Annotated in this window: 21 protein-coding genes; 11 read left to right on the top strand and 10 right to left on the bottom strand. The window is 34.9% G+C overall.

Annotation, left to right across the window (positions count from 1 at the left end; all coding sequences use genetic code 11):
• Positions 1-44: 44 nt before the first annotated feature.
• The 4 genes from PMOB_RS09955 to PMOB_RS09940 form a co-directional block, all read right to left on the bottom strand.
• Complete coding sequence (locus tag PMOB_RS09955) at positions 45-5,780, bottom strand: tetratricopeptide repeat protein (RefSeq protein ID WP_012209720.1); 5,736 nt, start codon at positions 5,778-5,780, stop codon at positions 45-47.
• Between the two features lie 615 nt (positions 5,781-6,395).
• Positions 6,396-6,593: a hypothetical protein gene (locus PMOB_RS09950; protein ID WP_012209719.1), complete on the bottom strand. Its 198-nt coding sequence runs from the start codon at positions 6,591-6,593 to the stop codon at positions 6,396-6,398.
• Between the two features lie 32 nt (positions 6,594-6,625).
• Positions 6,626-7,078: a D-aminoacyl-tRNA deacylase gene (dtd, locus tag PMOB_RS09945; protein WP_012209718.1), complete on the bottom strand. Its 453-nt coding sequence runs from the start codon at positions 7,076-7,078 to the stop codon at positions 6,626-6,628.
• Between the two features lies 1 nt (position 7,079).
• Positions 7,080-9,218, bottom strand: a complete 2,139-nt coding sequence (locus PMOB_RS09940) for a RelA/SpoT family protein (RefSeq protein WP_012209717.1) — start codon at positions 9,216-9,218, stop codon at positions 7,080-7,082.
• Between the two features lie 272 nt (positions 9,219-9,490).
• Here PMOB_RS09940 and PMOB_RS09935 point away from each other — a divergent pair, with 272 nt between their 5' ends.
• The 11 genes from PMOB_RS09935 (at position 9,491) to PMOB_RS09885 (ending at position 19,844) form a co-directional block, all read left to right on the top strand.
• Positions 9,491-10,315 carry a phosphate ABC transporter substrate-binding protein PstS family protein gene (locus PMOB_RS09935; RefSeq protein ID WP_012209716.1) on the top strand — a complete coding sequence of 275 codons (825 nt, stop codon included), beginning with the start codon at positions 9,491-9,493 and terminating at the stop codon, positions 10,313-10,315.
• A 71-nt stretch (positions 10,316-10,386) separates the two neighbouring features.
• Positions 10,387-11,214, top strand: a complete 828-nt coding sequence (gene pstC / locus PMOB_RS09930; protein WP_041534449.1) for a phosphate ABC transporter permease subunit PstC — start codon at positions 10,387-10,389, stop codon at positions 11,212-11,214.
• A complete protein-coding gene (gene pstA, locus PMOB_RS09925) occupies positions 11,202-12,050 on the top strand; it encodes a phosphate ABC transporter permease PstA (protein WP_012209714.1) in 849 nt (282 codons plus the stop codon). The genes pstC and pstA overlap by 13 nt, the downstream gene beginning before the upstream one ends.
• Positions 12,047-12,814: a phosphate ABC transporter ATP-binding protein PstB gene (gene pstB, locus PMOB_RS09920; RefSeq protein WP_012209713.1), complete on the top strand. Its 768-nt coding sequence runs from the start codon at positions 12,047-12,049 to the stop codon at positions 12,812-12,814. Before pstA ends, pstB begins: the two co-directional genes overlap by 4 nt.
• Before the next feature lie 58 nt (positions 12,815-12,872).
• Positions 12,873-13,535, top strand: a complete 663-nt coding sequence (phoU, locus tag PMOB_RS09915) for a phosphate signaling complex protein PhoU (RefSeq protein ID WP_012209712.1) — start codon at positions 12,873-12,875, stop codon at positions 13,533-13,535.
• Between the two features lie 14 nt (positions 13,536-13,549).
• Entirely contained in the window at positions 13,550-14,248 is a 699-nt protein-coding gene (locus tag PMOB_RS09910) for a response regulator transcription factor (RefSeq protein WP_012209711.1), read from the top strand.
• Positions 14,245-15,216 (top strand): sensor histidine kinase, encoded by a 972-nt coding sequence (locus PMOB_RS09905; protein WP_012209710.1) that lies wholly within the window; start codon positions 14,245-14,247, stop codon positions 15,214-15,216. The genes PMOB_RS09910 and PMOB_RS09905 overlap by 4 nt, the downstream gene beginning before the upstream one ends.
• A gap of 323 nt (positions 15,217-15,539) precedes the next feature.
• Positions 15,540-16,706, top strand: a complete 1,167-nt coding sequence (locus PMOB_RS09900) for an ROK family transcriptional regulator (RefSeq protein ID WP_012209709.1) — start codon at positions 15,540-15,542, stop codon at positions 16,704-16,706.
• Positions 16,707-16,766: 60 nt separating this feature from the next.
• Positions 16,767-18,014, top strand: a complete 1,248-nt coding sequence (locus PMOB_RS09895) for an ABC transporter substrate-binding protein (protein WP_012209708.1) — start codon at positions 16,767-16,769, stop codon at positions 18,012-18,014.
• Positions 18,015-18,090: 76 nt separating this feature from the next.
• Positions 18,091-19,014, top strand: a complete 924-nt coding sequence (locus tag PMOB_RS09890; RefSeq protein ID WP_012209707.1) for a carbohydrate ABC transporter permease — start codon at positions 18,091-18,093, stop codon at positions 19,012-19,014.
• Complete coding sequence (locus PMOB_RS09885) at positions 19,011-19,844, top strand: carbohydrate ABC transporter permease (protein ID WP_012209706.1); 834 nt, start codon at positions 19,011-19,013, stop codon at positions 19,842-19,844. The genes PMOB_RS09890 and PMOB_RS09885 overlap by 4 nt, the downstream gene beginning before the upstream one ends.
• 103 nt (positions 19,845-19,947) lie before the next feature.
• Here the strand turns inward: PMOB_RS09885 and PMOB_RS09880 are convergent, their stop codons facing one another.
• The 6 genes from PMOB_RS09880 to pfkA all read right to left on the bottom strand — a co-directional run bounded on the left by PMOB_RS09880 (position 19,948) and on the right by pfkA (position 26,671).
• Positions 19,948-21,492, bottom strand: a complete 1,545-nt coding sequence (locus tag PMOB_RS09880) for a TrkH family potassium uptake protein (RefSeq protein ID WP_012209705.1) — start codon at positions 21,490-21,492, stop codon at positions 19,948-19,950.
• Between the two features lie 10 nt (positions 21,493-21,502).
• Positions 21,503-22,177, bottom strand: a complete 675-nt coding sequence (locus PMOB_RS09875; protein WP_012209704.1) for a potassium channel family protein — start codon at positions 22,175-22,177, stop codon at positions 21,503-21,505.
• Complete coding sequence (locus PMOB_RS09870) at positions 22,170-22,604, bottom strand: NAD(P)-binding protein (protein ID WP_012209703.1); 435 nt, start codon at positions 22,602-22,604, stop codon at positions 22,170-22,172. The genes PMOB_RS09875 and PMOB_RS09870 overlap by 8 nt, the downstream gene beginning before the upstream one ends.
• A gap of 60 nt (positions 22,605-22,664) precedes the next feature.
• Entirely contained in the window at positions 22,665-24,074 is a 1,410-nt protein-coding gene (gene hslU / locus PMOB_RS09865) for an ATP-dependent protease ATPase subunit HslU (protein ID WP_012209702.1), read from the bottom strand.
• Between the two features lie 44 nt (positions 24,075-24,118).
• Positions 24,119-25,555: a pyruvate kinase gene (pyk, locus tag PMOB_RS09860; protein WP_012209701.1), complete on the bottom strand. Its 1,437-nt coding sequence runs from the start codon at positions 25,553-25,555 to the stop codon at positions 24,119-24,121.
• 108 nt (positions 25,556-25,663) lie between these two features.
• Positions 25,664-26,671 (bottom strand): 6-phosphofructokinase, encoded by a 1,008-nt coding sequence (gene pfkA, locus PMOB_RS09855; protein ID WP_012209700.1) that lies wholly within the window; start codon positions 26,669-26,671, stop codon positions 25,664-25,666.
• Positions 26,672-26,851 lie beyond the last annotated feature (180 nt).

The raw sequence follows: 26,851 nt of genomic DNA, 5'->3' as shown, positions 1-26,851 counted from the left end.
TTTAGTTTTCAGCCCCTAAATGTGAATTTTAGTTAAAACTAAGACTATTTTTCATATAAAATTTCCTGCACTTTGGAAATTTTCGACTCTATTAAATCAATTATTTCCCAAGGAAATTTTTCTTCTTTAAATATTTTAAGTGCTTCCTTGTATGCTTTGAGTGCATTCTTCCAATTTTCCGATGCAGCTTCTAGTTTAGCTAGTTGGGAATATGCATCCCCAAGGTTTTCTTTAACCGTTGCATAATCTCCTTGATACTGTTGAGGAGTATACACCTTAAGTGCTTCTTCATAGGCTTTGATTGCATTCTCAAAATTCTCTGATGTCGTTTCAACGTCGGCAAGCTTGATGTACGCATCCCCCAGGTTTTTTTGCACTATTGCGTAATCTCTTGAGTCCCGTTGAGGAATATACACCTTAAGTGCTTCTTCATAAGCTTTGATTGCATTCCACCAATTCCCTGATGTCATTTGTAGTTTTGCCAGTTGGGAGTATGCATCCCCTAGGTTTTTTTTAACCATTGCGTAATCTCTTGAGTCCCGTTGAGGAATATACACCTTAAGTGCTTCTTCATAAGCTTTGATTGCATTCCACCAATTCCCTGATGTCATTTGTAGTTTTGCCAGTTGGGAGTATGCATCCCCTAGGTTTTTTTTAACCATTGCGTAATCACTTGAGTACCGTTGAGGAATATACACCTTAAGTGCTTCCTCATAGGCTTTAATTGCCTTCTCACAATTCTCTGATGTCGTTTCAACGTCGACAAGTTTGATGTACGCATCCCCAAGATTTTTTTTTGTGATTGCATACTCTTCCGGCGATAGCTCAAGAATACCAACTTTCAAGGCTCCTTCATAGGCTTTTATTGCCGCCCTCCAATTCCCTTTTGTTGCCTTTACCTCAGCAAGTTTGATATAGACATCCACAAGACCTTTTTGAACCATTGCATACTCTTCCGGCGATCCCTCAAGAATACCAACTTTCAAGGCTCCTTCATAGGCTTTGACTGCATTCCCCCAATTCCCTTTTGTTACCTCTACCTCAGCTAGTTTGATATAGACATCCACAAGACCTTTTTGAACCTTTGCATACTCTTCCGGCGATCCCTCAAGAATACCAACTTTCAAGGCTCCTTCATAGGCTTTGACTGCATTCCCCCAATTCCCTTTTGTTACCTCTACCTCAGCTAGTTTGATATAGACATCCACAAGCCCTTTTTGAACCTTTGCATACTTTTCCGGCGATCCCTCAAGAATACCAACTTTCAAGGCTCCTTCATAGGCTTTGACTGCATTCCCCCAATTCCCTTTTGTTACCTCTACCTCAGCTAGTTTGATATAGACATCCACAAGACCTTTTTGAACCATTGTATATTCTTCCGAATATAGCTTAAGAATCTCAACCCTCAAGGTTCCTTCATAGGCTTTGACTGCATTCCCCCAATTCCCTTTTGTTACCTCTACCTCAGCTAGTTTGATATAGGCATCTACAAGACTTTTTTGCGCTTTGGCATACCACCGCGAAGATCGCTTAAGACTCTCAACTTTCAAGGCTCCTTCATAGGCTTCGATTGCATTCTCCCAATTTTCTGATGTCTTTTCTATTTTAGCAAGGCTGTTGTACACATCTCCAAGGTTTTTTTGCACCATTGCATACTCTTCTGGGAATCGCTCAAGAATCCCAACTTTCAGAGCTTCTTCATAGGCTTTGATTGCATTCTCCCAATTCCTTGATGTCGTTCGTAGTTTAGCCAGTTGGGAGTATGCATCCCCTAGGTTTTTTTGAATCATTGCATATTCTAGCGAAGATAGCTTAAGACTCCCAACTTTCAATGCTCCTTCATAGGCTTTGATTTCTCTTTCCCAATTCTCTGGTGTCTTTTCTATTTTAACAAGGTTGTTGTACACATCTCCAAGGTTTTTTTGCACCATTGCATACTCTTCTGGGAATCGTTCAAGAATCCCAACTTTCAGTGCGTCTTCATAGGCTTTGATTGCATTCTTCCAATCCTCTGATGCCTTTTCAATTTTAGCAAGGCTGGTGAATGCATCCACAAGATTTTTTTGTGTGATTGCATATTCTTCCGGGAATCGCTCAAGAATCCCATCTTTCAAAACTCCTTCATAGACTCTGATTGCTTTCTTCCAATTTTCTGATGTCGTTTGTAGTTTAGCCAGTTGGAAGTATACATCCCCAAGATTTTTTTGTGTGATTGCATACTCTTCCGGCGATAGCTCAGGAATCCCAACTCTCAAGGCTCCTTCATAGGCTTTTATTGCCGCCCCCCAATTCCCTTTTGTTGCCTTTACTCCAGCAAGCTTGATGTATGCATCCCCTAGGTTTTTTTGAACCATTGCATACTCTTCTGAAGATCGCTCAAGAATCCCAACCTTCAATGCTTCTTCATAGGCTCTGATTTCTCTCTCCCAATTCTCTGGTGTCTTTTCTATTTTAACAAGGTTGTTGTATGCTTCCCCTAGGTTTTTTTGAACCATTGCATATTCCTCCGGGAATCGCTCAAGAATCCCAACTTTCAGCGCTTCTTCATAATCTTTGATTGCATTTTTCCAATTCCTTGATGATGTTTCTATTTTAGCAAGCTTAATGTATGCATCCACAAGACCTTTTTGAACCATTGCATAATCTTCTGGAAACCGTTTAAGAATTCGAACTTTCAGAGCTTCTTCATAGGCTTTGATTGCATTCTCCCAATTCCTTGATGTCGTTCGTAGTTTAGCCAGTTGGGAGTATGCATCCCCTAGGTTTTTTTGAATCATTGCATACTCTTGCGAAGATAGCTTAAGAATCCCAACTTTCAATGCTCCTTCATAGGCTTTGATTTCTCTTTCCCAATTCTCTGGTGTCTTTTCTATTTTAACAAGGTTGTTGTACACATCTCCAAGGTTTTTTTGCACCATTGCATACTCTTCTGGGAATCGCTCAAGAATCCCAACTTTCAGAGCTTCTTCATAGGCTTTGATTGCATTCTCCCAATTCCTTGATGTCGTTCGTAGTTTAGCCAGTTGGGAGTATGCATCCCCTAGGTTTTTTTGAATCATTGCATATTCTAGCGAAGATAGCTTAAGACTCCCAACTTTCAATGCTCCTTCATAGGCTTTGATTTCTCTTTCCCAATTCTCTGGTGTCTTTTCTATTTTAACAAGGTTGTTGTACACATCTCCAAGGTTTTTTTGCACCATTGCATACTCTTCTGGGAATCGCTCAAGAATCCCAACTTTCAGTGCGTCTTCATAAGCTTTGATTGCTTTCTTCCAATCCTCTGATGCCTTTTCAATTTTAGCAAGGCTGGTGTATGCATCCACAAGATTTTTTTGTGTGATTGCATACTCCCCCGTGTCTCCTTTAAGACTCCCAACCTTCATTGCTTCTTCATAGGCTTTGATAGCATTCTTGCAATTCTCTGATGTCGCATCAACCCATCCAAGTCTGGCGTAAGCATCCCCAAGATTTTTTTGTGTGATTGCATACTCTTCAGGAAATTGCTCAAGAACCCCAACTTTTAGCGCTTCCTCGTAGGCTTTTATTGCATTCTTGGAATTCCCTGATATCGCTTCAATTTTTGCCAGCCTAGTGTATGCATCCACAAGATTTTTTTGTGTGATTGCATACTTTTCAGGAAATTGCTCAAGAATCCCAACTTTTAGCGCTTCCTCGTAGGCTTTTATTGCATTCTCCCAATTCCCTTTTGTCGCCTCTACCTCAGCAAGCTTGGTGTATGAATCCACAAGATTTATTTGAATCATTTCATACTCTTCTGGGAATCGCTCTAAAATTTCAACCTTCAGTGCTTCTTCGCAGGCTTTGACTGCATTCTTGCAATTCTCTGAAGTCGTTTCAGCTTTTGCCAGTCTAGTGTATGCATTCACAAGATTTTTTTGTGTGATTGCATACTTTTCAGGAAATTGCTCAAGAATCCCAACTTTCAGGGCTCCTTCATAAGTTTTGATTGCATTTTTCCATTTCCTTGATGTTGTTTCTATTTTAGCAAGCTTAATGTATGCATCCACAAGATTTTTTTGTGTGATTGCATAATCTTCTGGAAACCGTTTAAGAATCCGAACTTTAAGAGCTTCCTCGTAAGCTTTTATTACATTCTCCCAATCCCCTTTTGTTGCCTCTACCCCAGCAAGCTTAGTGTATGCATCTACAAGATTTATTTGAATCATTTCATAGTCTTCTGGAAATCGCTCAAGAGTATACACTTTAAGTGCTTCTTCGTAGGCTTTAACTGCATTCTTGCAATTCTCTGATGTCGTTTCAGTTTTTGCCAATCTGGTGTATGCATCGCCAAGGTTTTTTTGTACTATTGCATAATCTATTGGGAATCGCTCAAGAGTATACACCTTAAGGGTTTTTTTGTAGGATTTGATTGAATTCTTACAATTCTCTGATGCCTTTTCAAGCCCGGCAAGCTTGGTATATGCATCACCAAGATTTTTTTGTACTATTGCATAATCTATTGGGAATCGCTCAAGAGTATACACCTTAAGGGTTTCTTCGTAGGCTTTGATTGCATTCTCCCCATTCTCTGATGTTGCTTCTATTTTAGCAAGTTTGGTGTATGTATCACCAAGATTTTTCTGCACCATTGCATACTCTTCTGGAAAATGCTCAAGAGTATATTCTTTAAGAGTTTCTTTGTAGGTTTTGATTACTACTTTCAAATACTTTGATTTTTCTTCTTCTAATTGAATATCAGCTAATTCCTGTGCTCTGTTTTTAATTTTAAATAATACGTCAGGAACCTTTGAAAAAGCTGAGACCATAATTTCAAATACGTTTAATTCTGTTATTGTTGTTTCTAGTTTAATTACATAGTCTAAATATGCCTCGTCAACCCAAATTTGATTATCTTTTATTAATTTAACGAATCCTTTCTCTTCTAGAGTCTTGATATGATCAGTCCATTCAAAATCTTTTATTTTTAAACCATCTTTTTTAGAGACGATTTTCACCCATTCTAGAGGAAAGAGCAAGTTTCCTTTATAACATCCACATATGTATAGCTTTTTTAGCGCTTTTAAAATATTCTTCTCAACTGATTCAAAAGTTTCAAATCTTTTTTCCAACTTATCCAAAGGCATGAAAATAGATCCTATAGTTCCATCAAATTTAATTTCCTCCCACTTTTTATTAACTTCAGAGGCAATCTTTTTCCCTTCCGCCGTTGGTATTTTGTTAAGCTCTATCTCCCTCTCGAATATAGTTTCTGAATTTATATTCTTACTTAGCATCTTCTGTTTTACTTTTTTTTCTTCTAATCCTGAGCGACAAGTAGCAATAATAAACACATTGTTCTTTTTTGAGATTCTAAAAAAATGCTCAAAATTTTCTTGATCTACAAATCTATGCAAATCATCAATAAACAGAATTTTTGGTCTCCAAAACGCTAGAGAGTGGGGGAGTGAGATCTCCTTGTCTATGCCATTGCATCCTGCGATTATTACACTATATGGAGCCTTTAAATTAATCAGAGCTTGATAGGCTGCTCTAGTTTTACCACTTAATGGAGGTCCCTTTATGAGTATATTTTCCTTAATATTCAAACTTTCACTAATCATTTTGTCTTCTTCTCTTTGATAATAGTATGGATCAAATGGACGCTCTTTCAACATTTCTTCCGGCTTAAGCAAAGATGATTTTTTCCACACAAGCTTATCCAATGCTTTGAGCCTTTTATTTCTTTTATGGATAGATAAAATTAGTGTAATAAAAATAGGCCATCTGATTCCAATAAGCTTTATAATAATCTTGAACATAATTTCTTCCTCCCTACCGCCAGTCAAACTGTCTTTTAACGTTCAATACACGAAAATGAAGCTAGATGAGATCGGTTATAAACCAGGCCTATCAAGTTTTTTCTTATCCAACCCTCATCTTTCGATTTTAAAAAATCGCCGAAAAAGGAGATCGTACAAATGTAATTATACGGTAACTCTTATCTACTCTACTTCGATTTCGTCTACTCTGATTATATGAAAGAACCTTCTGAATTTAAATATTCCTTGTTCTAATCGATATGATCGATTAGAACAAGGAGTTTAGTTCTTTTTATTTGAACTAAGTTATTGTTTTTAAGGCTCTTAAATATATCAAAAAATTTCTTCCATACTCCAAGGAAGCTTACAAGAAAGGTACTCTAATTGAATGGTTATTTTCTGAGTTACCTTTGTGCAATTATCCAATATTTTAGTTTTTTCTTTCCTTATTTTCCTTTAACCCTCTTAAAGTGTTTTCTTTCGTTCGTCGCGTTTTTTAATTATTCTCAAGTGTGTATTGCATACTACAATTATTTCACAACCTAAAACATTTCTCCCTTCTTAAATGAATTAGAAAGTATTCTCACTAACTCTTTCCAAATGAAATAGAATCATCTATTCACCCCTAATGTATTTTTTCTCGCCGTTAGGTAGTTTGAATTTAACAACGACTCCTTTTTGAGGTTTTTCATAACCTAAATATATTTTATGCACATTAGATTGATTAACTCCTGATTCTACACCTTCCGATGAAATGTGTGCTTCAAAAGGATCTTCGTTGTAGACAAAAACGGTAACTTCTAACTCTTTCATAAAATCCCTCCAATCAAAGATATTTGTTAAATTCAAAACAACTTTTGAGAATCTAAAAGTAAAGTCACTGGACCATCGTTGACAATATTTACTTTCATATGAGCTTGAAACTCACCTTGTTGAACGTTTATAGGGTATTTTTCTTTAAGATAGGAAAGAAAATTATCGTAAAGAACTTTAGCTTTCTCAGGAGTTGCCGAATCAGTGAAGGATGGTCTCCTTCCTTTTCTACAATCACCATATAAAGTGAATTGAGAGACAACGATCATATCCCCCATAATATCTAATAAAGATCTATTCATTTTATTTTGATCATCTTCAAAAATTCTAAGATTTACAATCTTATCAGCCATCCAACTAATATCTGATACTTGATCAATTTTCGAAATGCCCAAGAAAACCAGGAGACCTTTTTCTATTTGAGCAACAATGTTATCAGAAATGGTTACGGAAGCTTGTGATACTCTTTGAACCACTGCCCTCAAATTATACCCTCCTAACAGAATAAACACCTTTAGAATTTTTCAATTTATTACTCAAAAGACTCAGATGCTTTAAATTCTGAACAGCTAAATATATCCTAATATTAAGATAATTAGAATTATTTGTCATTTCGAATTTTTCAATATGTCCCCCTTCATTATTTATAACATTTCTAACGTTATTTAAGACATTTTTACTTTCCACATCAATCATTAATACCGTAGAAAATTTGTTTTGATTGAGTTCGTTCCACTCAACATTTACCTTCTTACTATCATCAATATCCTGAATATTATTACAATCTTTTCTATGTATGCCGATGCCTCTACGGGTTATCACACCAATAATTTCATCACCTGGAACAGGCATACAACATTTAGCAAAATAACTTTCGACTCCTTCTTCACCATCAACAAGAACGGAGATCCCTTTCCTACTTGAATTAGTTTTTTCGACCGTAGTGATTGTTTCCTCTTCTTTTTCATTGAGGGTAAAAATATTTCTAATAGTATTAATACTGATATCTTCTAAAGATAACTTAATGAAAAATTCGTCGTCACTTTTTATATTGTATTTAATATAAAATCCTATTTCTTTCAATTTCTCGAGAATTTCATCCATAGAAAAATTAAGTTTTTTAGACAGCTCTCTAAACTTGTCTTTGCCTCTTTCTATTAACTCCACTTCGTTTTTTTGCCTGTAATATTTTTTTATCTTTGATATAGTCTTGGGAGAATGAGCATATTTTAACCAATCAATACTAGGTCCTTGAAAATTCCTATTGATCAATATCTCTACTATGTCCCCAGTCTGTAATTTGTATGAAATAGGGACTAATTTACCGTTGACTTTCGCTCCAGAAAAATGATTGCCAACCTCAGTATGAATAGCAAAAGCAAAATCAATAGGTGTTGCTCCTCTTGGTAAATGGATTATTTCTCCCTTTGGTGTAAATACAAAAGTTTCTTTTGAAAGAAGATTCGTTTCGATATCTTTCAATTCAAAAGCATTTTGAGCAATATACCTATGTAATTCCATAAGATCAGTTAAAAATTTCAATTTTTCCTGACTAACACCCTCTTTATAGACCCAATGGGCAGCTAAGCCGTATTCAGCTTCTTCATGCATTTCCCAATCTCGAATTTGAATTTCCAAAGGATCTCCTTTATGGGTTATAACGGTGGTATGCAGGGATTTATAACCATTGAATTTAGGGGTTGCAATGTAATCTTTTATTCTACCTGGAACAGGGGACCAAATAGAATGAATTATTCCCAACACAGCATAGCATTTATTCTGATCTTCAGTAATTATCCTAAGAGCTATGTAGTCATATATTTCATCTAAAGTTTTTCCTTTTCGAATCATCTTATCCCATATACTATATAAATGCTTAGAGCGACCTTCAACCGTCGCTTTAATTTTCTGATTATCAAGCTCTTGTTTAATAATCTGCGCGTATTCGTTCAATCGATTTTGCCCAAGTCTAATTTTTTCCTCGATTTTCGTCTTTAGATCAAAATATGTCTCAGGATACAAATACCGAAAAGACAAATCTTCCAACTCTTCCTTCATCTTATAGATACCCAATCTATGGGCAATAGGTGCGTATATTTTTAAAGTTTCGTCGGCCTTGGCTATCTGCTTTTTTCTATCGACGAATTCTAAAGTTCTCATGTTATGTAATCTATCTGCCAATTTAACGATTATGACTCTTATATCCTCAGACATAGCAAAAAGCATCTTTCTGATAGTTTCTACTTTTTCTAAAGATTTCATGTCATTTTCGTTTAGCCGCTCATTGAGCTTTAAATTGCTAATCTTAGTGACACCTGAAACTATATTAGCAACATCGATCCCAAAAAGATCTTTTATTTTATCTATTGAAACACCACAATCTTCAACTACATCGTGCAAAAGACCAGCTATAATAGTATCCACATCCATTTTTAAACCTGCGAGTATCAATCCAACACTTTTTGGATGCTCAAAAAATTCCTCACCAGAATCCCTAAATTGACCACTATGAGATGTTTCAGCCAATTCATAGGCAATTTTTATTCTTTCTTTTTCTTTTTTAGTAAGCTTCACATTTAATAGCTTTTCTACTTCTTTCTCATAACTTTTCGATTCAATCAACATAATCAAACACCTCTTAACGATTCTTAAAAATAATTACTTATTTCATTTAAAAACAGTACAATAAAATTATAGCACAAATTCTAGAAATTTGAAACAGAATAAAAGCTTAAAAAATTTATCAAATTGTAATAGCATTTTTATTTTTAGGTTCATCAATTATGGTTAAATATCAATGAAAGTACCTCCTTAATATTTCTTAATATCACTTGATTTTACCTAAAAAAAAGATTGTTATAATAACATCGAAAACATAAATTAAGGAGGGAAATATTGTGAAGAAAGTATTATTAACGTTTGTTTTAGTTGGTATAGCTCTTTTCAGTTTTGCAGAAACACTTGTTCTAAAAGGTTCAAACACGATTTTTCCAGTAGCTCAACTTTGGATTGAAGAGTTAAAAGATATGTATCCCGATTTAACAATCACATTGGAAGGTGCTGGCTCTTCAACCGGTATTGCTGCTTTATTCAACGGAACAACAGACATTGCAAACTCAAGTAGATGGCTTAAAGATTCTGAATTAGAGCAGATGCATGAAGAAGGTAAGTACTTCATTCCCGTTGTTTTAGGATACGATGGAATAGCAGTAATAGTTAATCCGAATCTTGGAATTGATGATATCACTATAGAAGAATTGGCAAAAATTTACACTGGTGAAATCACAAGATGGAACCAATTGAGCCCTAATTTACCAGGTCAAAGAATCGTTGTATATTCAAGGAACACAGCCTCAGGAACCTATGAAACATTTGTAGAAAAAGTTTTAGAGGGTAAAAGGATGACTCCAACAGTTCAGATGTTAGAATCTACCCAAGCGGAAATACAAGCAGTTGCACAAAACATGTATGCCATAGCTTATACAGGTGTAGGTTACGTAACTGACGATGTAAAAGTTTTATCGGTTGAAGGTGTACAACCAACAAAACTGAATATTTTAAATTCTGTATATCCAATCTCAAGACCATTGTATATGTTTGTTGATGCTACAAACGGTTACCCAGAAACTGGTCCAGTTAAACAATATTTGACATTTGGACTATCAAAAAGAGGTCAAGAGTTAGTTGAACAGGCTGGTTACGTTGCAGCATACGGATTTTAAAAAGATTATCTTTTAGAAGGAGTGCTTTATTCGTGAATAGACGAGATTTAAAAAATATCGTAAATCAAAGTATAATCACAGCTGTTGCAATGGTAGGAATTTTGGCATTAATTGGTCTATTCATTTTTATCATAAGAGAATCACTTCCAGCCCTGACAGAAGTTGGGGCTGAAATTTTTACCAGTAAATATTGGTATCCAACATATGATCCACCAGAGTACGGCATGTTAGCAATGATAGTAGGTTCTTTCATACTAACGGGATTTGCTTCTATTATAGTTATACCCATAGGGTATATAATTGCGTTTTTCTTGTATGACTACGCCACGAACAGGGAGCAAAGAATTATAAAATCAGCGATAGATTTGTTATCCGGGATCCCAACTGTTATAATAGGTTCATTCTTATTCATTTATATTTCACCTATCCTGATGAATTTCGGTGCTTGGTCAGCAGGTAATTTGCTTTTGGCAGCTATTGGATTATCAATTTTATCTCTGCCATACGCTGCATCTCTCATGCAGGAAGCATTATCATCTGTTGACATCAGTTTAAAAGAAAGCGCCTTAGCCTTAGGAGCAAGTAGGTTCACTGCCGGATTTAGAATAGTAAGCAAAGCAGCCCTATCAGGAATTTTGAATTCAATAATTCTAACTATAAATAGAATCATAGGAGAAACTATTGTTGTATTGATGGTTTCGGGTGGAGCTGCCATAATTCCTAGATCAATTTGGGATCCGGTTAGACCTTTGACCGCTACTATTGCAAGCGAGATGGGGGAAGTACCGATAGGAAGTACTCACTACTCTGCGTTGTTTACAGCGGGTTTAATTTTGTTAACGATATCTTTTATTCTTACGATGATATCTAGGAGAATAACGAGGAGTTGGAAAAGTTGAAACAGCAAACTGGAATAGATTCTATTATATCACTCATTTTCAGAATTATAAGTTATATCGCCTTTGGCATAATATTGTCAATAATCATAATAGTAATAGTAGATGGTGCAAGATATTTTACTCCTTCTTTTTTTGTAGAGTACCCCAGCCAAGGTATGACTGCAGGAGGAATTGGACCAGCTATATTGGGAAGTCTATTGATGATTTTTTTTATCCTGTTATTTTCAATACCAATAGGAGTTCTCACTGGTACATTCCTATCTGAATACGGCCAAAAATCAAGATTAGGAAGAATAATTGACGTATCCGTAACCTCGTTGTCCGGTGTTCCTTCTGTTGTCTATGGATTGTTTGGATTAGCACTCTTTTCAATAACTCTTGGATTTGGGACGTCGCTTCTTAGTGGAAGTTTAACTTTGGCGATAATGACTTTACCAGTAATATCATCATCAGTAAAAGAAGCCCTTGCCTCTCTACCTAGAGAACTAAGGGAATCAGCCTATGCATTAGGAGCAAAAAAAACTGAAACTATTTACAAAATACTATTTCCTGCAGCAAAAAATAGAATAATAACAGCAATATTAATTGGTGCGGGAAGAGTTATCGGAGAAACCGCTCCTGTCTTATTAACCGGTGCAGTTTTCTATTCAACTAAGTTACCAAACTCTTTACTCGATCCCGTTATGACTCTCCCAACTCATATATATTTTATAACCATGGCTTATGGTGAGAGTGCTCAATGGATGGCAAAAGCAACTTCCGCATTCTTAATATTACTTATTTTAGTAATATACTCTATAGCCTTTAAAATAAGAGGAGGAAAACAAAAAAGTTGAATACAGAAAAAGAAATTGTGATAGAAATCAAAAATTTTAATGGTTGGTACGATCAAAAACAAGCCTTAAAAGATATAAATATGGAAATCAAAAAGAAAAGAGTCAGCGCAATAATAGGACCTTCAGGTTGTGGAAAATCAACTTTGTTGAGAAGTATTAATAGAATCAACGATGAAATTCCAGGCTATAGAACAAGCGGAGAAATAATATTTGAGGGGAAAAATGTATACGAAAATAACATTGATTTATCAACGCTTCGAAAAAAAATTGGAATGGTTTTTCAAAAACCTGTTCCTTTTCCGATGTCTATTTATGAAAACATTGCCTTTGGAATAAAATTACACACACCAAGAAATAGTAGAAAAATGGATGAAATCATCGAAGCAGCACTAAAAAGAGCAGCTTTATGGGAAGAAGTAAAAGACGACCTCGACAAACCAGCGAGCTCACTTTCTGGTGGACAACAACAACGTTTGTGTATTGCTAGGGCTATCGCCATTGATCCTGAAATAATCTTATTGGACGAGCCTACATCTGCCCTAGATCCTATAGCAACGCAAAAAATTGAGAATTTAATTGAACACCTGTCGGAAAATTACACTATAATCATTGTTACACATAACCTAGCTCAAGCCATTAGAATATCAGATTATATGTATTTTATGTTTCAAGGAGAGCTTATCGAATCTGGAAAAACAGAAGACATTATAAAAAACCCTAAAGAACAATTGACAGAAGATTATTTAAATGGTAGAATTAGCTAAAACTTTAATAAACAAGCAAACAAAAGAAAGTATATAAGGAAAATAGGGAGTGGAATAAATGGATTACACACATTTTGAAACTGAAATGACACGATTAACAAGCGAAATATCCAAGCTTTTAACTGTAGTTTTAAGATCCTTTGAAAATTCTATTAAATCGCTAGAAGATAAAAACCTTGAATTAGCCGAAAAAGTCTTAAAAGCGGATGATCAAATAGATGAATTAAACCGCCAAATTGAAGAATCAGTATATCAAATTGTAGCAAGGTATCGACCTTTAGCTAAGGATTTGAGATACGCAGTAACAATGATAAAGTTTGCAAACAATCTTGAAAGGATAGGAGACCTTTCATGCAATATTGCAGAAAAAACTGAAACCTATGCCCATGTTGATTTAAAGGACATTGTAAATAATAAAGAAATAAAAAAGATGTTCGGTATATCTTTAGAAATGATAAAGGACTCGTATAAAGCCTTTGGAGAAAAAAACATTCAACAAGCAGTTAAAATATGGAAAAGAGACGACGAAGTAGACGACCTAGAAAGACAAATTCGAAAAATAGCTGTGCAAAAATTGGAGGATGAATCATTCAACAAAGAACTTATCATACCTTATATATTGTTGGCTAGAGACATAGAGAGGATCGCTGATCACGCAACAAACCTTTGCGAAGAAATAGTTTACATAGAAACAGGCAAGGAAATCGAAGAGTATCTATAAATGGAGGCTTTTTCATGCCTAAAGTATTAATTGTTGAAGACGATGAAGACATAAGAGATATATTAAAAACTTATCTTCGTTTAGAAGATTTACAAATCTTCGAAGCCGGTACGTTATCACAAATGAGAAATGTTTTAAACAAAGAATCAAACATCGATATAATCTTACTAGATTTAATGCTACCCGATGGTAACGCAGTTGATGAGTTACCTAAAGTTAGGGCTTTGAATAGAGAAATAGGTATAATAATCATTTCTGCAAAAAATACAGATGGAGAAAAAATCTTGGGAATTGAATCAGGAGCAGATGACTATATCACTAAACCCTTCAATCCCAGAGAAGTTACAGCAAGGGTGAGGGCTTTATTAAAAAGACTAAAAAAATCCGAAAGTAAAATGATTTTTGGACCAATGGAAATATACTCAAACAATTATTTAGTAACTTACAAAGGTAAAAATATTGAATTGACCTCAAAAGAGTTTGAAATACTTGATCTATTAGCAAGGAATTCAGAAAAAGTTTACACCAGAGAAGAAATTATCGACAAGATTTGGTTTGGAGATGAATTTATTACAGACCGGGTCATCGACGTACATATAAGCATGATCAGATCAAAGATAGGGAAAGAATGGATAAAAACTATTAGAAACGTAGGATACAAGTTCAACAAAAACGCTTATGCAGTAGATAACAACGGTGAAAATAAAATATGAAAAATACCAGTTCGTTTGATTTTCAAATATTTGACTCTTTAGAAGACGCGGTATTACAGTTAGAAAACAAAACAACTATACTTAACGCAAATACCACGGCCAAAGCTTGGGGATTAGGAGCAAATAAAGAATTATTGAACACCATAAGTTTCAATGAAATCGATCAGCTTGCAAAGCATATATTGAATAATGAGGACTTTGAAATAGAAACAAATATATATTTCTTTGAAGGATACAGCAAGTTTTGCAAACTCACATTCAAACAAAAATATCAACTTTTGATATTACAGGACAAAACAGAATTTGAATTACTAAAAAAAGTGAAAGAGGATTTCATAACTTCTGTATCCCACGAACTCAGAACTCCCCTCACTATAGCAAAAGGAAATACTCAAATTCTCAAAGACTTCATGAAAGATAATCAATTTATAAAACAAGTTACCAAAATCGAAGAATCTCTTGACAGAATAGAAAATATAATTTCTCAACTAACTCTTCTTTCGAAAGCAGAATTTGGAGAATACGAATTAAAAAAAGAAGTAATAAATCCAAGTACACTATACAATGAAGTAGTAACTGATCTCTACGAAAAAATACAAGAAAAATCGGTAAAGCTACACTTCAACTGCCATATTCACTCCTTAAAAGGTGACAAGTTTGTACTCTACACAATCTTCAGAAATCTACTTTCCAATGCGATTAAATATTCTTACGAAAATTCTGATATATACATTGATTTCCAAAATGAACAACTCATTATAAAAGATGAAGGTATAGGTATAAGAGAAGAAGAACAAAAAAGAATTTTTGAAAGATTCTATCGTGGGGTCGAGGCAAAAAATCACGCCAAAGGATCGGGGTTGGGTTTGGCGGTGGTTAAATATCTATGTGAACTAGCAAATTATAAAATAGAATTTGAATCAAAATGGATGGTAGGTACAACCTTTAAAGTCTTTTTCTACAAGTAAGCTTAACTTCTAATTCCCACTCAAACAGCCTCAACAAATTTATTATCTAAATTTTTTAAAATTTTCATTAGGTATTACTGCATAATGAGCAGTATTTAATGAGGTTTTCATATGAAAACCACATATTCGTTCAAGTATTGAACTATAAATATATAGACCAAATTTTTTTAAATAAAAAAAGTATGATTTCTTAAGATATTCCTAAATAATCGCTTTTAAATGATAATAATTGGGTATAAACGCTCATAATCAAACTTGACATTTATAATAAAATGTATTTAAATTGAAAGTGAAGCAGAAATAAAATGCAAAGGGGTTTACTGATGACAAATAAAACATACAATATAGAATTAGTTAAAGAGCGAAACAGGACTGTTGTTCTAGAATTATTGAATTCTAAAGGGACAAGCACAAGATCAGAAATATCAGACATAACAGGGCTTACAAACGCAACTATAACAAATATAGTCAACGAATTAATTTCCAAGGATTTAGTAGAAGAAGTTGGAACTGTAGACGGCAAATTAGGTAGAAAAAGAAAACTTATAAAAATCAAAGAAGACGCTTTTTATGTTATAGGTATTGAATTCGGGGTAAATATAGTACGTGCAGGAATATTCAATATTAAGGGTAAAAAAATTAATAGTATTGAAAAAGAAATAAATTCATATGGAAGGCCGACTGATGTTTTAAAAAACCTAATTTTAATAATTGATGAATTGATCAATAACTCCAAAGTCGATTTCTACAAGATTAAAGGGATGGGTATTGCTATGCCGGGTTTGATAGACAGTCAAAAAAGAATTTTACGATCAGTTCATCCTTTCCCATTACTAAAAGAATACCCGCTAGTTGAGCAGCTAGAAGAACACTATGAAAAAACAATTTGGTTAGAAAATGATGCAAATGGTGCCGTTTTAGGTAAAAAGTGGTTTGGACATGGAAAAAAATTTAACAATTATGTTTTTATTGTAGGTGATTCCGGAATCGGCGCAGGAATTATAATAAACGGAAAGTTATATTCGGGAACTTCTAATTCTGCTGGAGAAATAGGCCATACAGTCATAACTAAAGATTTAATTCCTTTGGAAAGTTTCGGAGGTTTATCAAGGTTAGCAGATGAATTTAACTTACCATTAGAGATAATTTTAAATGAATCAAAAAAGTCTGATGAAATTAAAAAAGCAATTGATGAAATCAGTAAATTTTTAGCTTTGGGAATAGTGAACCTGGTAAATACGATTGATCCCGAAGCAGTAATTTTAGGAGGGAGAATTTTAAAAGTAGGCAACTCTGTAATCAGAGAAATAAAAAAAATAGTTGAACAATACACCTTTTCCAATGAAATACCAGAAATTTTAGTCGCAACAAAGAAAGAAGATGCTATTTTGTCAGGTGCAGCCTCAATTGCGATCGAACACATCGTATCTTCTCCATATGAATTTTTGCTAAACAATGCCAAAAACATATCTTATAACAAACCCAAATAAAAAAGAAAGTTTTAGAGCTTCCAAATAAATTGTGAATTCTCAAAAAGGAGGTAGCGTAAGATGAGAAAATTAGTAGGTTTAGTACTTCTAAGTGTATTAAGTTTCACAATGATCTTTGCCCAAAGCGGGCAGGTAGAGATATTCAGTTGGTGGACAGGTGGAGGAGAAGAAGAGGCTCTTTTAGCAACTATTGAGGATTTCAATGAACTATATCCAAACATTGAAGTAATTAACGCAACTGTTGCCGGTGGTGCAGGGACTAACGCCAAAGCGGTATTGAAAACAAGAACCCTTGGTGGTAACCCACCAGATACATTCCAAGTACATGCTGGTTGGGAGCTAACAGATACATACGTAATACCTGGACTCATGGAACCTTTAACAGACTATCTCAAATCTTGGGGAGTATACGATAAATTTCCAAAAGGTCTAATAGACATTGTAAGTTATCAGGGTGAAGTATATTCCATTCCTCTGACTATCCATCGAAGTAACGTAATCTTCTATAACAAGAAATTATTCAACGAAATAGGTTTGACAAAAGAGCCAGAAACTTGGATGGAATTCATAGACGCATTAGAAAAAGCAAAAGCTGCAGGTTATACCCCACTTGCTTTGGGAGATAAAAACAAGTGGGAAGCCGGTCAAATTGCGGAAAATCTCATGGTAGCCGAATTTGGAGCCGTTAATTACAACGCATTATTCAACGGTGAACTATCGTTCAACGACAAAAGGCTTGACAGTGCATTAGAGAAAATGGTGCAACTTATGAACTACGTGAACGTAGACCATGCAGCTTTGGAATGGCAAGATGCTGCAAGGCTATTGTATGAAGACAAAGCTGTTTTCAACTTAATGGGTGACTGGGCGGAAGGTTACTACAAAACCTTAGGTTGGACACCAGGAGAAGACTTTGGATGGTTTGAACTGCCTGGTACGCAAGCGGTATTTGTACTAGTATCTGATACCTTCGGATTACCAAAGAATGCCCCACACAGACAAAATGCACTAATCTTTTTGGAATATTTGGCTTCCACAAGGGCTCAATCATTGTTTAACCCAATCAAAGGTTCTATCCCAGCAAGAATTGATGCAGATCCAGGAGATGATCCATATCTAATAGAAACAGCTGAAGATTTCAGAACTCTCATCATATCACCATCCATCGTTCACGGATCCGCTGCGCCCGAAGCATTTGTCACATCATTTAACGATGCCATCAACAATTTAGTAACTACTAAAAATGTTAACCAGGCAAAACAAATGATATTATGGGCTGCTGAAGACGTAAATCTACTCACAGATTAACATTAAGATAACTTAATCTCGGCCCTTTATGGGGCCGAGATTTTCAATATACCTCAATCGATAAGGAGAGATAGATATGTCCGTTCAAAAGAAAAAAGCAAGAGCAGGATTCCTTATAATTCTCCCTTCTTTAGCATTCATAGGAATATTTGTATATTATTTCATATTTTTAACTCTAAGAACATCAACATCCAACTGGAATAGTTTCTCCTCATTATTAAGTGGGGAATACAAGTTTGTAGGGCTTAGAAATTATCAAAGGTTATTCATGGATCCCAGATTTCAAACAGATTTATGGAATACATTATTCTTTACCCTATTTTTTCTTGCTGGTTGTATTATACTCGGTATATTTTTAGCCAATATTATTGACAAAAAATTGAAAGGATCAAGTTTTTTTCAAAACCTCTTTTTATTCCCAATGGCAATTTCATTTGTCGTAACAGGAACTGTTTGGGGTTGGATATTCGCTCCGGGGAACATACCAACTTCCCCACAGGGAATTAACTTATTACTTGAAAACCTTGGATGGTCAAACTTACAATGGATGTGGTACACGAGTACTCAATCAATAGGAAAATTCAATTTAGCGTTGATACCAGTGGTAATAGCAGCAACCTGGCAGATGTCAGGATACGTAATGGCAATGTATTTAGCTGGGCTTAGAGCTATCCCTGAAGAGATGATAGAAGCAGCACAAGTAGACGGTGCAACAGGTACTCAATTATTTTGGAGAATAAAGATGCCTATGCTTAGACCAATTACACTTAGTGCAATGATAGTAATAGGACACATGTCCTTAAAGATATTTGATTTAATATACGCTATGACTGGAAGTGGGCCTAACAACGTTACCGATATGCCTGCTGTTTACATGTTTGAACAGATGTTCAGATCAAACAGATATGCAGTAGCATCAGCTATTGCAATAATAATGTTGGTAATGGTAGCAGCGGTTATAGTACCATATCTTTATAGCTCTTTTAGGGGGGAGAGATGATGGCAGAAAAAACAAATAAAACTTCGCTTACAATCTATTACATTATATTGGCTTTATTCACAATATTTTACGTGCTGCCGTTTTATGTAACTCTAAGCACCTCTTTTAAACCGTTTGAAGAAGTCTCTATATCAAACATGTGGAAACTTCCAACTAAGATTTCTTTTGAAGGTTTCAAAGAGGCGTTTGCAAAGTTAGGGCCGAATCTAAAAAACAGTTTTTATCTTACAATACCAGCAACACTAATATCTGCAATGATTGGTTCTATAAATGGCTTTGCCCTTTCAAAATTAAGATTCAAATATTCAAATATTATTTTTGCACTCATACTATTTGGCATGTTCATACCTTATCAGAGCGTATTATTTCCACTGATACAATTTTTTCAACTAATAGGCTTATACGGTACAATACCAGCATTAATAATAACCCATGTTATATACGGAATACCGATCACAACATTAATGTTTAAAAATTACTATGAGGAAATCCCAAACGAATTAGTAGAAGCATCATCTGTGGATGGAGCAAACATATGGCAATCCTATACAAAGATTCTTTTACCTATATCTATACCTGGTTTCGTAGTTGTTATAATATGGCAGTTCACTAACATATGGAATGAATTCTTATTTGCAGTAACGATAACTAGTGACCCAACGAAACAGCCCATAACGGTGGCGTTAGTCAATTTGGCTGGCAGTCAGGTCGTTCAATGGAATGTTCAAATGGCAGGAGCTTTAATAGCTGCCCTTCCTACACTCATCGTTTACATGATATTGGGAAGGTATTTTGTAAGAGGCTTGCTCGCCGGTTCAGTCAAAGGATAAAATAAACCCGCCTAATTATAGATGGCGGGTATTTTTTATCTTCCTAAATTTGTTTTTTTTAATATGAAAAACAAAAGATCGTTCAAGTATTAAAGCATATTTTTTAAAAAATATCTCTCAAATCTTTAAACAATTTTATAAGTGCATTTATAATGACGAAAAATTCCAGACGCCCTAAATACATTCCTAATGTTTGAGTCCAAATCACTCCTACGGGAGCTTGATTAGAAGTAATACCTGTAGAAAGTCCAACAGCAGATAAAGTCGAAGCATACTCAAACAACGCGTTATGAAGCGGATACCCATAAGCCAACAATATAAAAACGCCAATAAAATAAGTGATAAAATACATTGTAAAGACTACTAATACATTTTTTATTGAGTTAAGATCAATTTTCTTTCTTGATACCCCTTTATATACTTCTATGTAAAAAGTGGTTCCAGAGGGTTTAAAAAATTCTTTGATCTGGTTAATTATCAATTTGAAAGCGATATATACCCTGAATAATTTTAAACCGCCTGATGTGGAATCCATCATTCCGCCTAAGATCATCAATATTGTCAAAATTAACAATCCGAAATAATTCCAGTTTGAAAAAGCTACGGTTGAAAAACCCGTACCTGTTAAAGCTGAAATACTCTGAAACGCAGAATGAACTAAACCATTTCCAACTCCGTAAATTTCAACTGTTGTAAAAGCAAAAAGCAGCAAAAAGGAAATAACTAAAATTATGAACATGGTCTTAATTTCGGGATTTTTTAAAAAAGGCTCAGATTTAATTTTTTCTCTTAATTCAAGTAAAGAAATTTTTTTGGACCGATAGTCTCTGCGATTCCTAATAAAATTTCTAATCATTAATAAACCAGCATAATGGACTCCAAACCCGGTTCCGCCCATAATCATAAGCAACATGATAATTATTTCTACCTTCAAGCTACCAAAAGAACCTATACTAAAATTTTTTGTAGAAAATCCTCCTGTAGCCAAGCCGGTTAATGTATGGTTAAAGGCGTCAAAAAAAGAGAGTTTTCCTACAAACATCAAAAGCAGAACACCTATAACCGCCCAACTTAAATAGATTCTAAGAATAATCCTAGCTGATTCCCTCAAATTTGGAACTAAATTATCACTTCTTCCTTCTGCTTGATATATGCCAACCCCCATAGTACCAGCTATGATTACAGTAATTATAGCAAAACCAGCTCCACCAATAAATTGCATCACCGAGCGCCATATTAAAATAGACCGGGGTAGTACTTCCACATCAGAAAACATCGAAAGCCCCGTCGTTGTCCAGCCACTTGTGGATTCGAAAACCGCTTGTGAAAAATTCAATTCACCAGAAAAAATAAAAGGCAGAGAAGAAAGGAATATAGCGAGTGTCCAAACAAAAAAAACTGTGACCACAGCATCCTGTGTATTTAATTCTTTTCTTTTTTCTCCACTTCCAATGAAGCGAAACATCCCACCGCTAAGAAAGGACAATATCCCCGTAATCAAAAATGGTAGAAAATCTTTAAATGAATCATAAATAAAAGCCGTAGAACCCACTAAAAGTATCAAAACTGAAAGACCTATTATAATATTTCCTGTATTTCTAAAAATAGCTTTATACCTTAATTTTAAAAAATATGTGTAAGAAGGCACTTGATCACCTCTATTTTAACGTTTCTATAACATCGTCAGCTTGTTCTTTTAAAGCCAGAACGATCAATCTATCTCCTTTATAAATAATTGTTTCACCTTGAGGAACCATTATATCTCCGTCTTCTCTTATCAAAACTCCAATTATTGAATTCTGAGGTATATTTAATTCCTTCAGTTTTTTATTTACCGCTTTATCATCTTCAAGTATAGTGAGTTCCAAAATGGATAACTTCTCCACATAGGGATTGAAAAAATCGGTAATATCTTCATGAATCAAAGAAGATTCTATTATTTTTTGCATCCAAGAAATTGGAACTAGAGTTTCGACATTAATACCTTTGAAAATAGTTTCGTTTTCTGTTGCATTGACTAGAGAGATTATCTTTATATCTTCATAATATTCTCTCAACAGCCAAGATACAACAAAATTCAATGCGTCATCCTCAGAGATTATTATTAAGGCTTCTACTTTTTTATTTAGATCCAAATTTTCTATCCATTTGATATCGGTGGGATCTTGCTTGACGAGCTCAAGAGCCGGAAAATTTACCTTTAATCCATCTAAAATCTCCAAATTTTCCTTATTTTGACTCACATAGTAAACCTGATTACCCAATAAGAGTAATTTTTTAGCTAAAGAATAGGCTAATATCTTTCCCTCTATGATATAAAAAATTCTACTCATACTTAACTACTTCCTTCTCCAATTCCTCAACTAAATCCATTACTGAATCCTCAATGGGACAAAATAAATTCAATCCTGCCTTTATAAAAATTGATTTCTTCAAAGGGTCGTTCACCCTTGCGGCTATTCTTACTCCCGAATTTAATTTTTTAATTCCATAAGCCAACATAAAATTTAAATTGTCATCGGGAGTGACAATATAAACCATGTGAGCTTTTTCAATATTCACATCCTTTAACGCAGCCATATCGCTTGTGTCAATAACTCTTGTGAAACCGGTAAAGTTCCTTTTTGATAACCTTTCAAAAGATGATTCTTCTTTATCAAGAACTACAACATTGTAAGCTTTACTTAATTTCAAAGCTAATTCAGAACCCAACCTTCCACAACCTATTATAATTATGAGTTTGGAATTATTTAATCGCATATGTCCTCACTTCCAAAAAATATTATTGAAATATACAATTTACTAGCTCACTACCGTCCATCAAAGGATATATTCTCTAAGATCTTCATCACCATATACTTTACCAAGTCTTAGATCTACATAATTGCTATCAATTTTCAATTCCCATTCTCCTGATGCGGGGGCTTCAAAAGAAACCTCTTCAAGAACTTTTTCGACTACAGTGTAAAGTCTTCTCGCTCCAATATTTTCAACTTTTTCGTTCAGCTCAAAGGCGATATCTGCCATTCTTTCAACACCATCTTCAGTGAACTCAATTTTCACACCATCGGTTTGAAGTAAGTACTGATACTGTTTTAGTATTGCATTTTTTGGCTGGGTTAGTATTCTAATAAAGTCTTCCTTAGTCAAATCTGATAATTCTGCTCTAATTGGGAATCTACCTTGAAGCTCAGGAATCAGATCCGAAGGTTTAGCCTCACTGAATGCACCAGCAGCTATAAACAATATATAATCAGTACTAATAGAACCATACTTTGTCATGACGGTTGTCCCTTCAACTATTGGCAACAAATCTCTTTGAACACCTTCTCTGGATACATCGGGTCCTGAAGAAACACCTTTGGATGTAATTTTATCGATCTCATCGATGAAAATTATGCCACTATTTTCGGCTCTACTTACTCCTTCTTGAATTAATTTATCTTGATCAATCAATTTTTCCGATTCAATAGGCTCCAAAACCTTCCTCGCTTCAGAAATCTTCATTCGCCTTCTTTTTTTCTTCTTAGGCATAAGATTTTGAAACATTTCTCCAAACTGAATACCCATGTCTTCTAACTCAGGTCCTAATCCAGCAAACATTGGGGAAGATTGTTCCTCGACTTCTACTTCTATTTCTACATCCTCTAATTCGCCGTTTCTTAATTTTTCCAATAATTCCTCTCTTCTTCTTCTTATATTTTCGTCTTCATTTTCATCGTAGTCCTTATTTTGGGAATATTCAGCGTTTTGATTGAAAAGTTGCATCACATCCATAAATGAGGGCTGAGCTTTTGCTCTTTTCTTTGAAGGCACGAGTACTTCTACTATTCTTTCTTCTACGAGCCTTTGAGCTTTATCTTTAACTTCTTCCATCATTTCTTTTTTAACCATATTGACTGAAGAATCAACCAATTCTCTGACCATACTTTCTACATTCTTTCCAACATATCCAACTTCGGTAAACCTTGTAGCTTCAACCTTCACAAATGGTGCATTGGCAACCTCTGCTAATCTTCTAGCAATCTCAGTCTTTCCAACACCGGTAGAACCTATCATCAGAATATTTTTTGGTATAACATCTTTTCTAACATCTTCTGATAGAGACAACCGTCTAATTCTATTTCTCAAAGCGATAGCAACTTGTTTCTTTGCTTCCTTTTGACCGATTATATAGTTATCCAATTTTTCTACAACTTTTTTTGGAGTTAATTCATCTATTTTATTCATAAAAATCACCTCAAAAATAAATTTTTACTAATGTATTAATTATATCATATCTCATGAACCTTTAAGAGATTGGTTTTACTGGAGAAACCATAGGGAATCCCAGCCGTCACTATGATATTTTCTCCTGATACACCAAAATCTAAAGATTTTACGATATTGCTAACGCTCTCCAACATATTATCTGTGTCGGTAAATTTTTGCATGATAACGGGGGTGACTCCCCATATCAATGCCAATCGATGATAAGTAGTTATCCTTGGAGATGCAGCAACTATTTTAATATTTCTTCTGAACCTAGACAAAGCTCTTGCCGTATAACCACTATAAGTGGTGGCAACTATAACATCAATTCCTAATTGCTCGGCAATTTTTATTGCAGACATCGTTATCGAATTGGTAGCGGGATCTCCACCACCGTATGTTGAATAATCAAATTTGTAGTAGTACTCTTCTAGTATTTTTTCGGTTTCTTTAGCTACATTAGCCATAACTTTGACAGCTTGTTCAGGGTATTTCCCAATCGACGTTTCTTCAGACAACATAACTGCATCCGTCCCATCTAATATAGCATTAGCTATATCAGTAGCTTCTGCTCTTGTAGGAAAAGGATTGTTAACCATACTTTCAAGCATTTGGGTAGCTGTTATAGCAGGCTTTGCCATTGTATTTGCAATCTCTATTATTCTCTTTTGAAGTAAAGGTATTTGTTCAACTGGTGCTTCAACACCCAAATCTCCTCTTGCGACCATTACCCCATCAGCTTCTTCAATGATCGATTCAAGGTTGTCTAGAGCTTGTAATGTTTCGATTTTAGCGATAATGGGGAGATCGGGCATACCCAATTCCGTTAGAATTCTCCTCGTTCTAGTGATATCTTCAGCTTTTCTAACAAAAGATTGTGCTATATAATCTACGTTCCATTCTACAGCCTTGTTTAAATACTCCATATCTTTTTCTGTTAAAGGTGGCAAACTGATATCTATTCCAGGAACGTTTATCCCTCTTCTGTGAGTGATACTGCCACCGGTTACAACCTTCGTAACAATTTCTTTTTCGTTACTGCTAACGACTACAAGTCGAATTTTTCCATCATCAAGAAGAATAAAATCTCCTTTTTTAACTTCTTTAGGTAATTCTCGATAATTTATACTCACCCTTTCTTTGTTGCCAACGATCTCCTCGATAGTCAAAATAAATTTCTGTCCCTCTTCCAACATTACTTGATCCGTCTCAAATTTGCCCGTACGAATCTTAGGACCTTCTAAATCGAGTAAAATGGCAAAAGGTATGTTCAAATCTTTTCGTATCTTCTTTATTAAATTTACTCTTTTCTCATGATCAGCAATGGTATCGTGAGAAGTATTCAATCTTGCTACATTCATTCCTGCATTTATCAATTTTTTTATCATCGTTTCATCTTGTGTAGCTGGACCAATTGTGCAAACGATTCTCGTCTTTTTATTTTCTATTTTTTCGTTCATAACTATCCTCCTAAAGATGCGTAACTTTTGGGTGTTTCTTCCCAAATTACATCTTTTTTTTAGATTCCATGCCTTGGGAATTTTCAAGGGGTTTACCCCTTGAACGCCCTAGGATAAAATCCCTGCCAGCTTTACAATCTCCATATCCAATTTATTATTTTCAGAAAGCACTTTTTCAAGAGGTGTTCTTATTAAATCGTTTTTACTCAAGCCCACCATCACGTTAAAATTTCCGTCTTTAATTGATTTTACTACTTCGTTCCCCATTCTCGAAGCCAAAATTCTATCGAATGCAGTAGGAGAACCCCCTCTTTGAATATGGCCTAAAATTGTTATACGCGTTTCAAAACCAATTCTATTTTCTAAATGTCTGGCGACTGTATAGGCGCTGGCAGATCCCTCCGCAACAACGACTATTGAATTAATCTTACCCCTTTTTCTTTCATCCCACATTTTTTCTGCTAAAGCATCGTAATCGGTGGGAACTTCTGGTATTATTATAGCTTCCGCACCTATAGCAAGACCTGACATCAACGCTATGTATCCAGATGTCCTTCCCATAACTTCGACGATAAAAGCCCTTTCGTGGGAAGAAGCGGTATCTTTTAACTTTTGCATGGCATCAACTACTGTGTTAAGACAGGTATCAACACCTATGCTCATATCGGTATATGCAATATCGTTGTCTATAGAAGCCGGTACGCCTACTACAGATATCCCTTGTTCTTCTGCTAGCAACTTTCCCCCAGTAAGACTCCCGTTACCCCCAATTATAACTAACACATCTATACCTAAATCCTTCAATATATCAGCAGCTTTTTTTCTAACTTCAGGAACTTTGAATTCTGGTACTCGAGAGGTTCTTAAAATGGTTCCCCCTCTTTCCATTATTCCACCAACATCTGAATATGTTAGTTTTTTATATTCTTTATCTAAAATACCAGCAAATCCTCTCAAAAACCCATACACTTCGATATTTTCCACTACTGCACTTCTTGTAACAGCCCTAATAACAGCGTTCATTCCAGGTGCATCTCCACCACTGGTCATTAAACCGATTTTTTTAACCTCACTCACTGTATCCCTCCTAAAAATCTTTATTATTTTATACTTCATTTAGAAATCCCAAAATTCATTTAGCGCCCCGTCGCCCCAATCCTTGCCCATTAAGATATAAGGTCGCAATTCTTTGCTCTCTGCTCTTTAAGCTACCTTTTTATTATATCACTTGTTTTTTGACACTATTGTTAATTTCACTATAATTCAAATAATTCTTTAAAATCTTGTGTTATAATT

The organism is Petrotoga mobilis SJ95 (assembly GCF_000018605.1).
Classification (GTDB): Bacteria; Thermotogota; Thermotogae; order Petrotogales; family Petrotogaceae; genus Petrotoga; species Petrotoga mobilis.
The sequence above is the reverse complement of the archived record's forward strand: the minus strand, read 5'-3'. Positions and strand labels throughout refer to the sequence as shown.

Excerpts from the sequence above, each read along its gene's own strand:
- PMOB_RS09955 (WP_012209720.1), bottom strand. The coding sequence starts at position 5,780 with ATGTTCAAGATTATTATAAAGCTTATTGGAATCAGATGGCCTATTTTT.
- PMOB_RS09950 (WP_012209719.1), bottom strand. The coding sequence starts at position 6,593 with ATGAAAGAGTTAGAAGTTACCGTTTTTGTCTACAACGAAGATCCTTTT.
- PMOB_RS09940 (WP_012209717.1), bottom strand. The coding sequence starts at position 9,218 with ATGTTGATTGAATCGAAAAGTTATGAGAAAGAAGTAGAAAAGCTATTA.
- phoU (WP_012209712.1), top strand. The coding sequence starts at position 12,873 with ATGGATTACACACATTTTGAAACTGAAATGACACGATTAACAAGCGAA.
- PMOB_RS09910 (WP_012209711.1), top strand. The coding sequence starts at position 13,550 with ATGCCTAAAGTATTAATTGTTGAAGACGATGAAGACATAAGAGATATA.
- PMOB_RS09905 (WP_012209710.1), top strand. The coding sequence starts at position 14,245 with ATGAAAAATACCAGTTCGTTTGATTTTCAAATATTTGACTCTTTAGAA.
- PMOB_RS09900 (WP_012209709.1), top strand. The coding sequence starts at position 15,540 with ATGACAAATAAAACATACAATATAGAATTAGTTAAAGAGCGAAACAGG.
- PMOB_RS09895 (WP_012209708.1), top strand. The coding sequence starts at position 16,767 with ATGAGAAAATTAGTAGGTTTAGTACTTCTAAGTGTATTAAGTTTCACA.
- PMOB_RS09890 (WP_012209707.1), top strand. The coding sequence starts at position 18,091 with ATGTCCGTTCAAAAGAAAAAAGCAAGAGCAGGATTCCTTATAATTCTC.
- PMOB_RS09885 (WP_012209706.1), top strand. The coding sequence starts at position 19,011 with ATGATGGCAGAAAAAACAAATAAAACTTCGCTTACAATCTATTACATT.
- PMOB_RS09875 (WP_012209704.1), bottom strand. The coding sequence starts at position 22,177 with ATGAGTAGAATTTTTTATATCATAGAGGGAAAGATATTAGCCTATTCT.
- PMOB_RS09870 (WP_012209703.1), bottom strand. The coding sequence starts at position 22,604 with ATGCGATTAAATAATTCCAAACTCATAATTATAATAGGTTGTGGAAGG.
- hslU (WP_012209702.1), bottom strand. The coding sequence starts at position 24,074 with ATGAATAAAATAGATGAATTAACTCCAAAAAAAGTTGTAGAAAAATTG.
- pyk (WP_012209701.1), bottom strand. The coding sequence starts at position 25,555 with ATGAACGAAAAAATAGAAAATAAAAAGACGAGAATCGTTTGCACAATT.
- pfkA (WP_012209700.1), bottom strand. The coding sequence starts at position 26,671 with ATGAAGTATAAAATAATAAAGATTTTTAGGAGGGATACAGTGAGTGAG.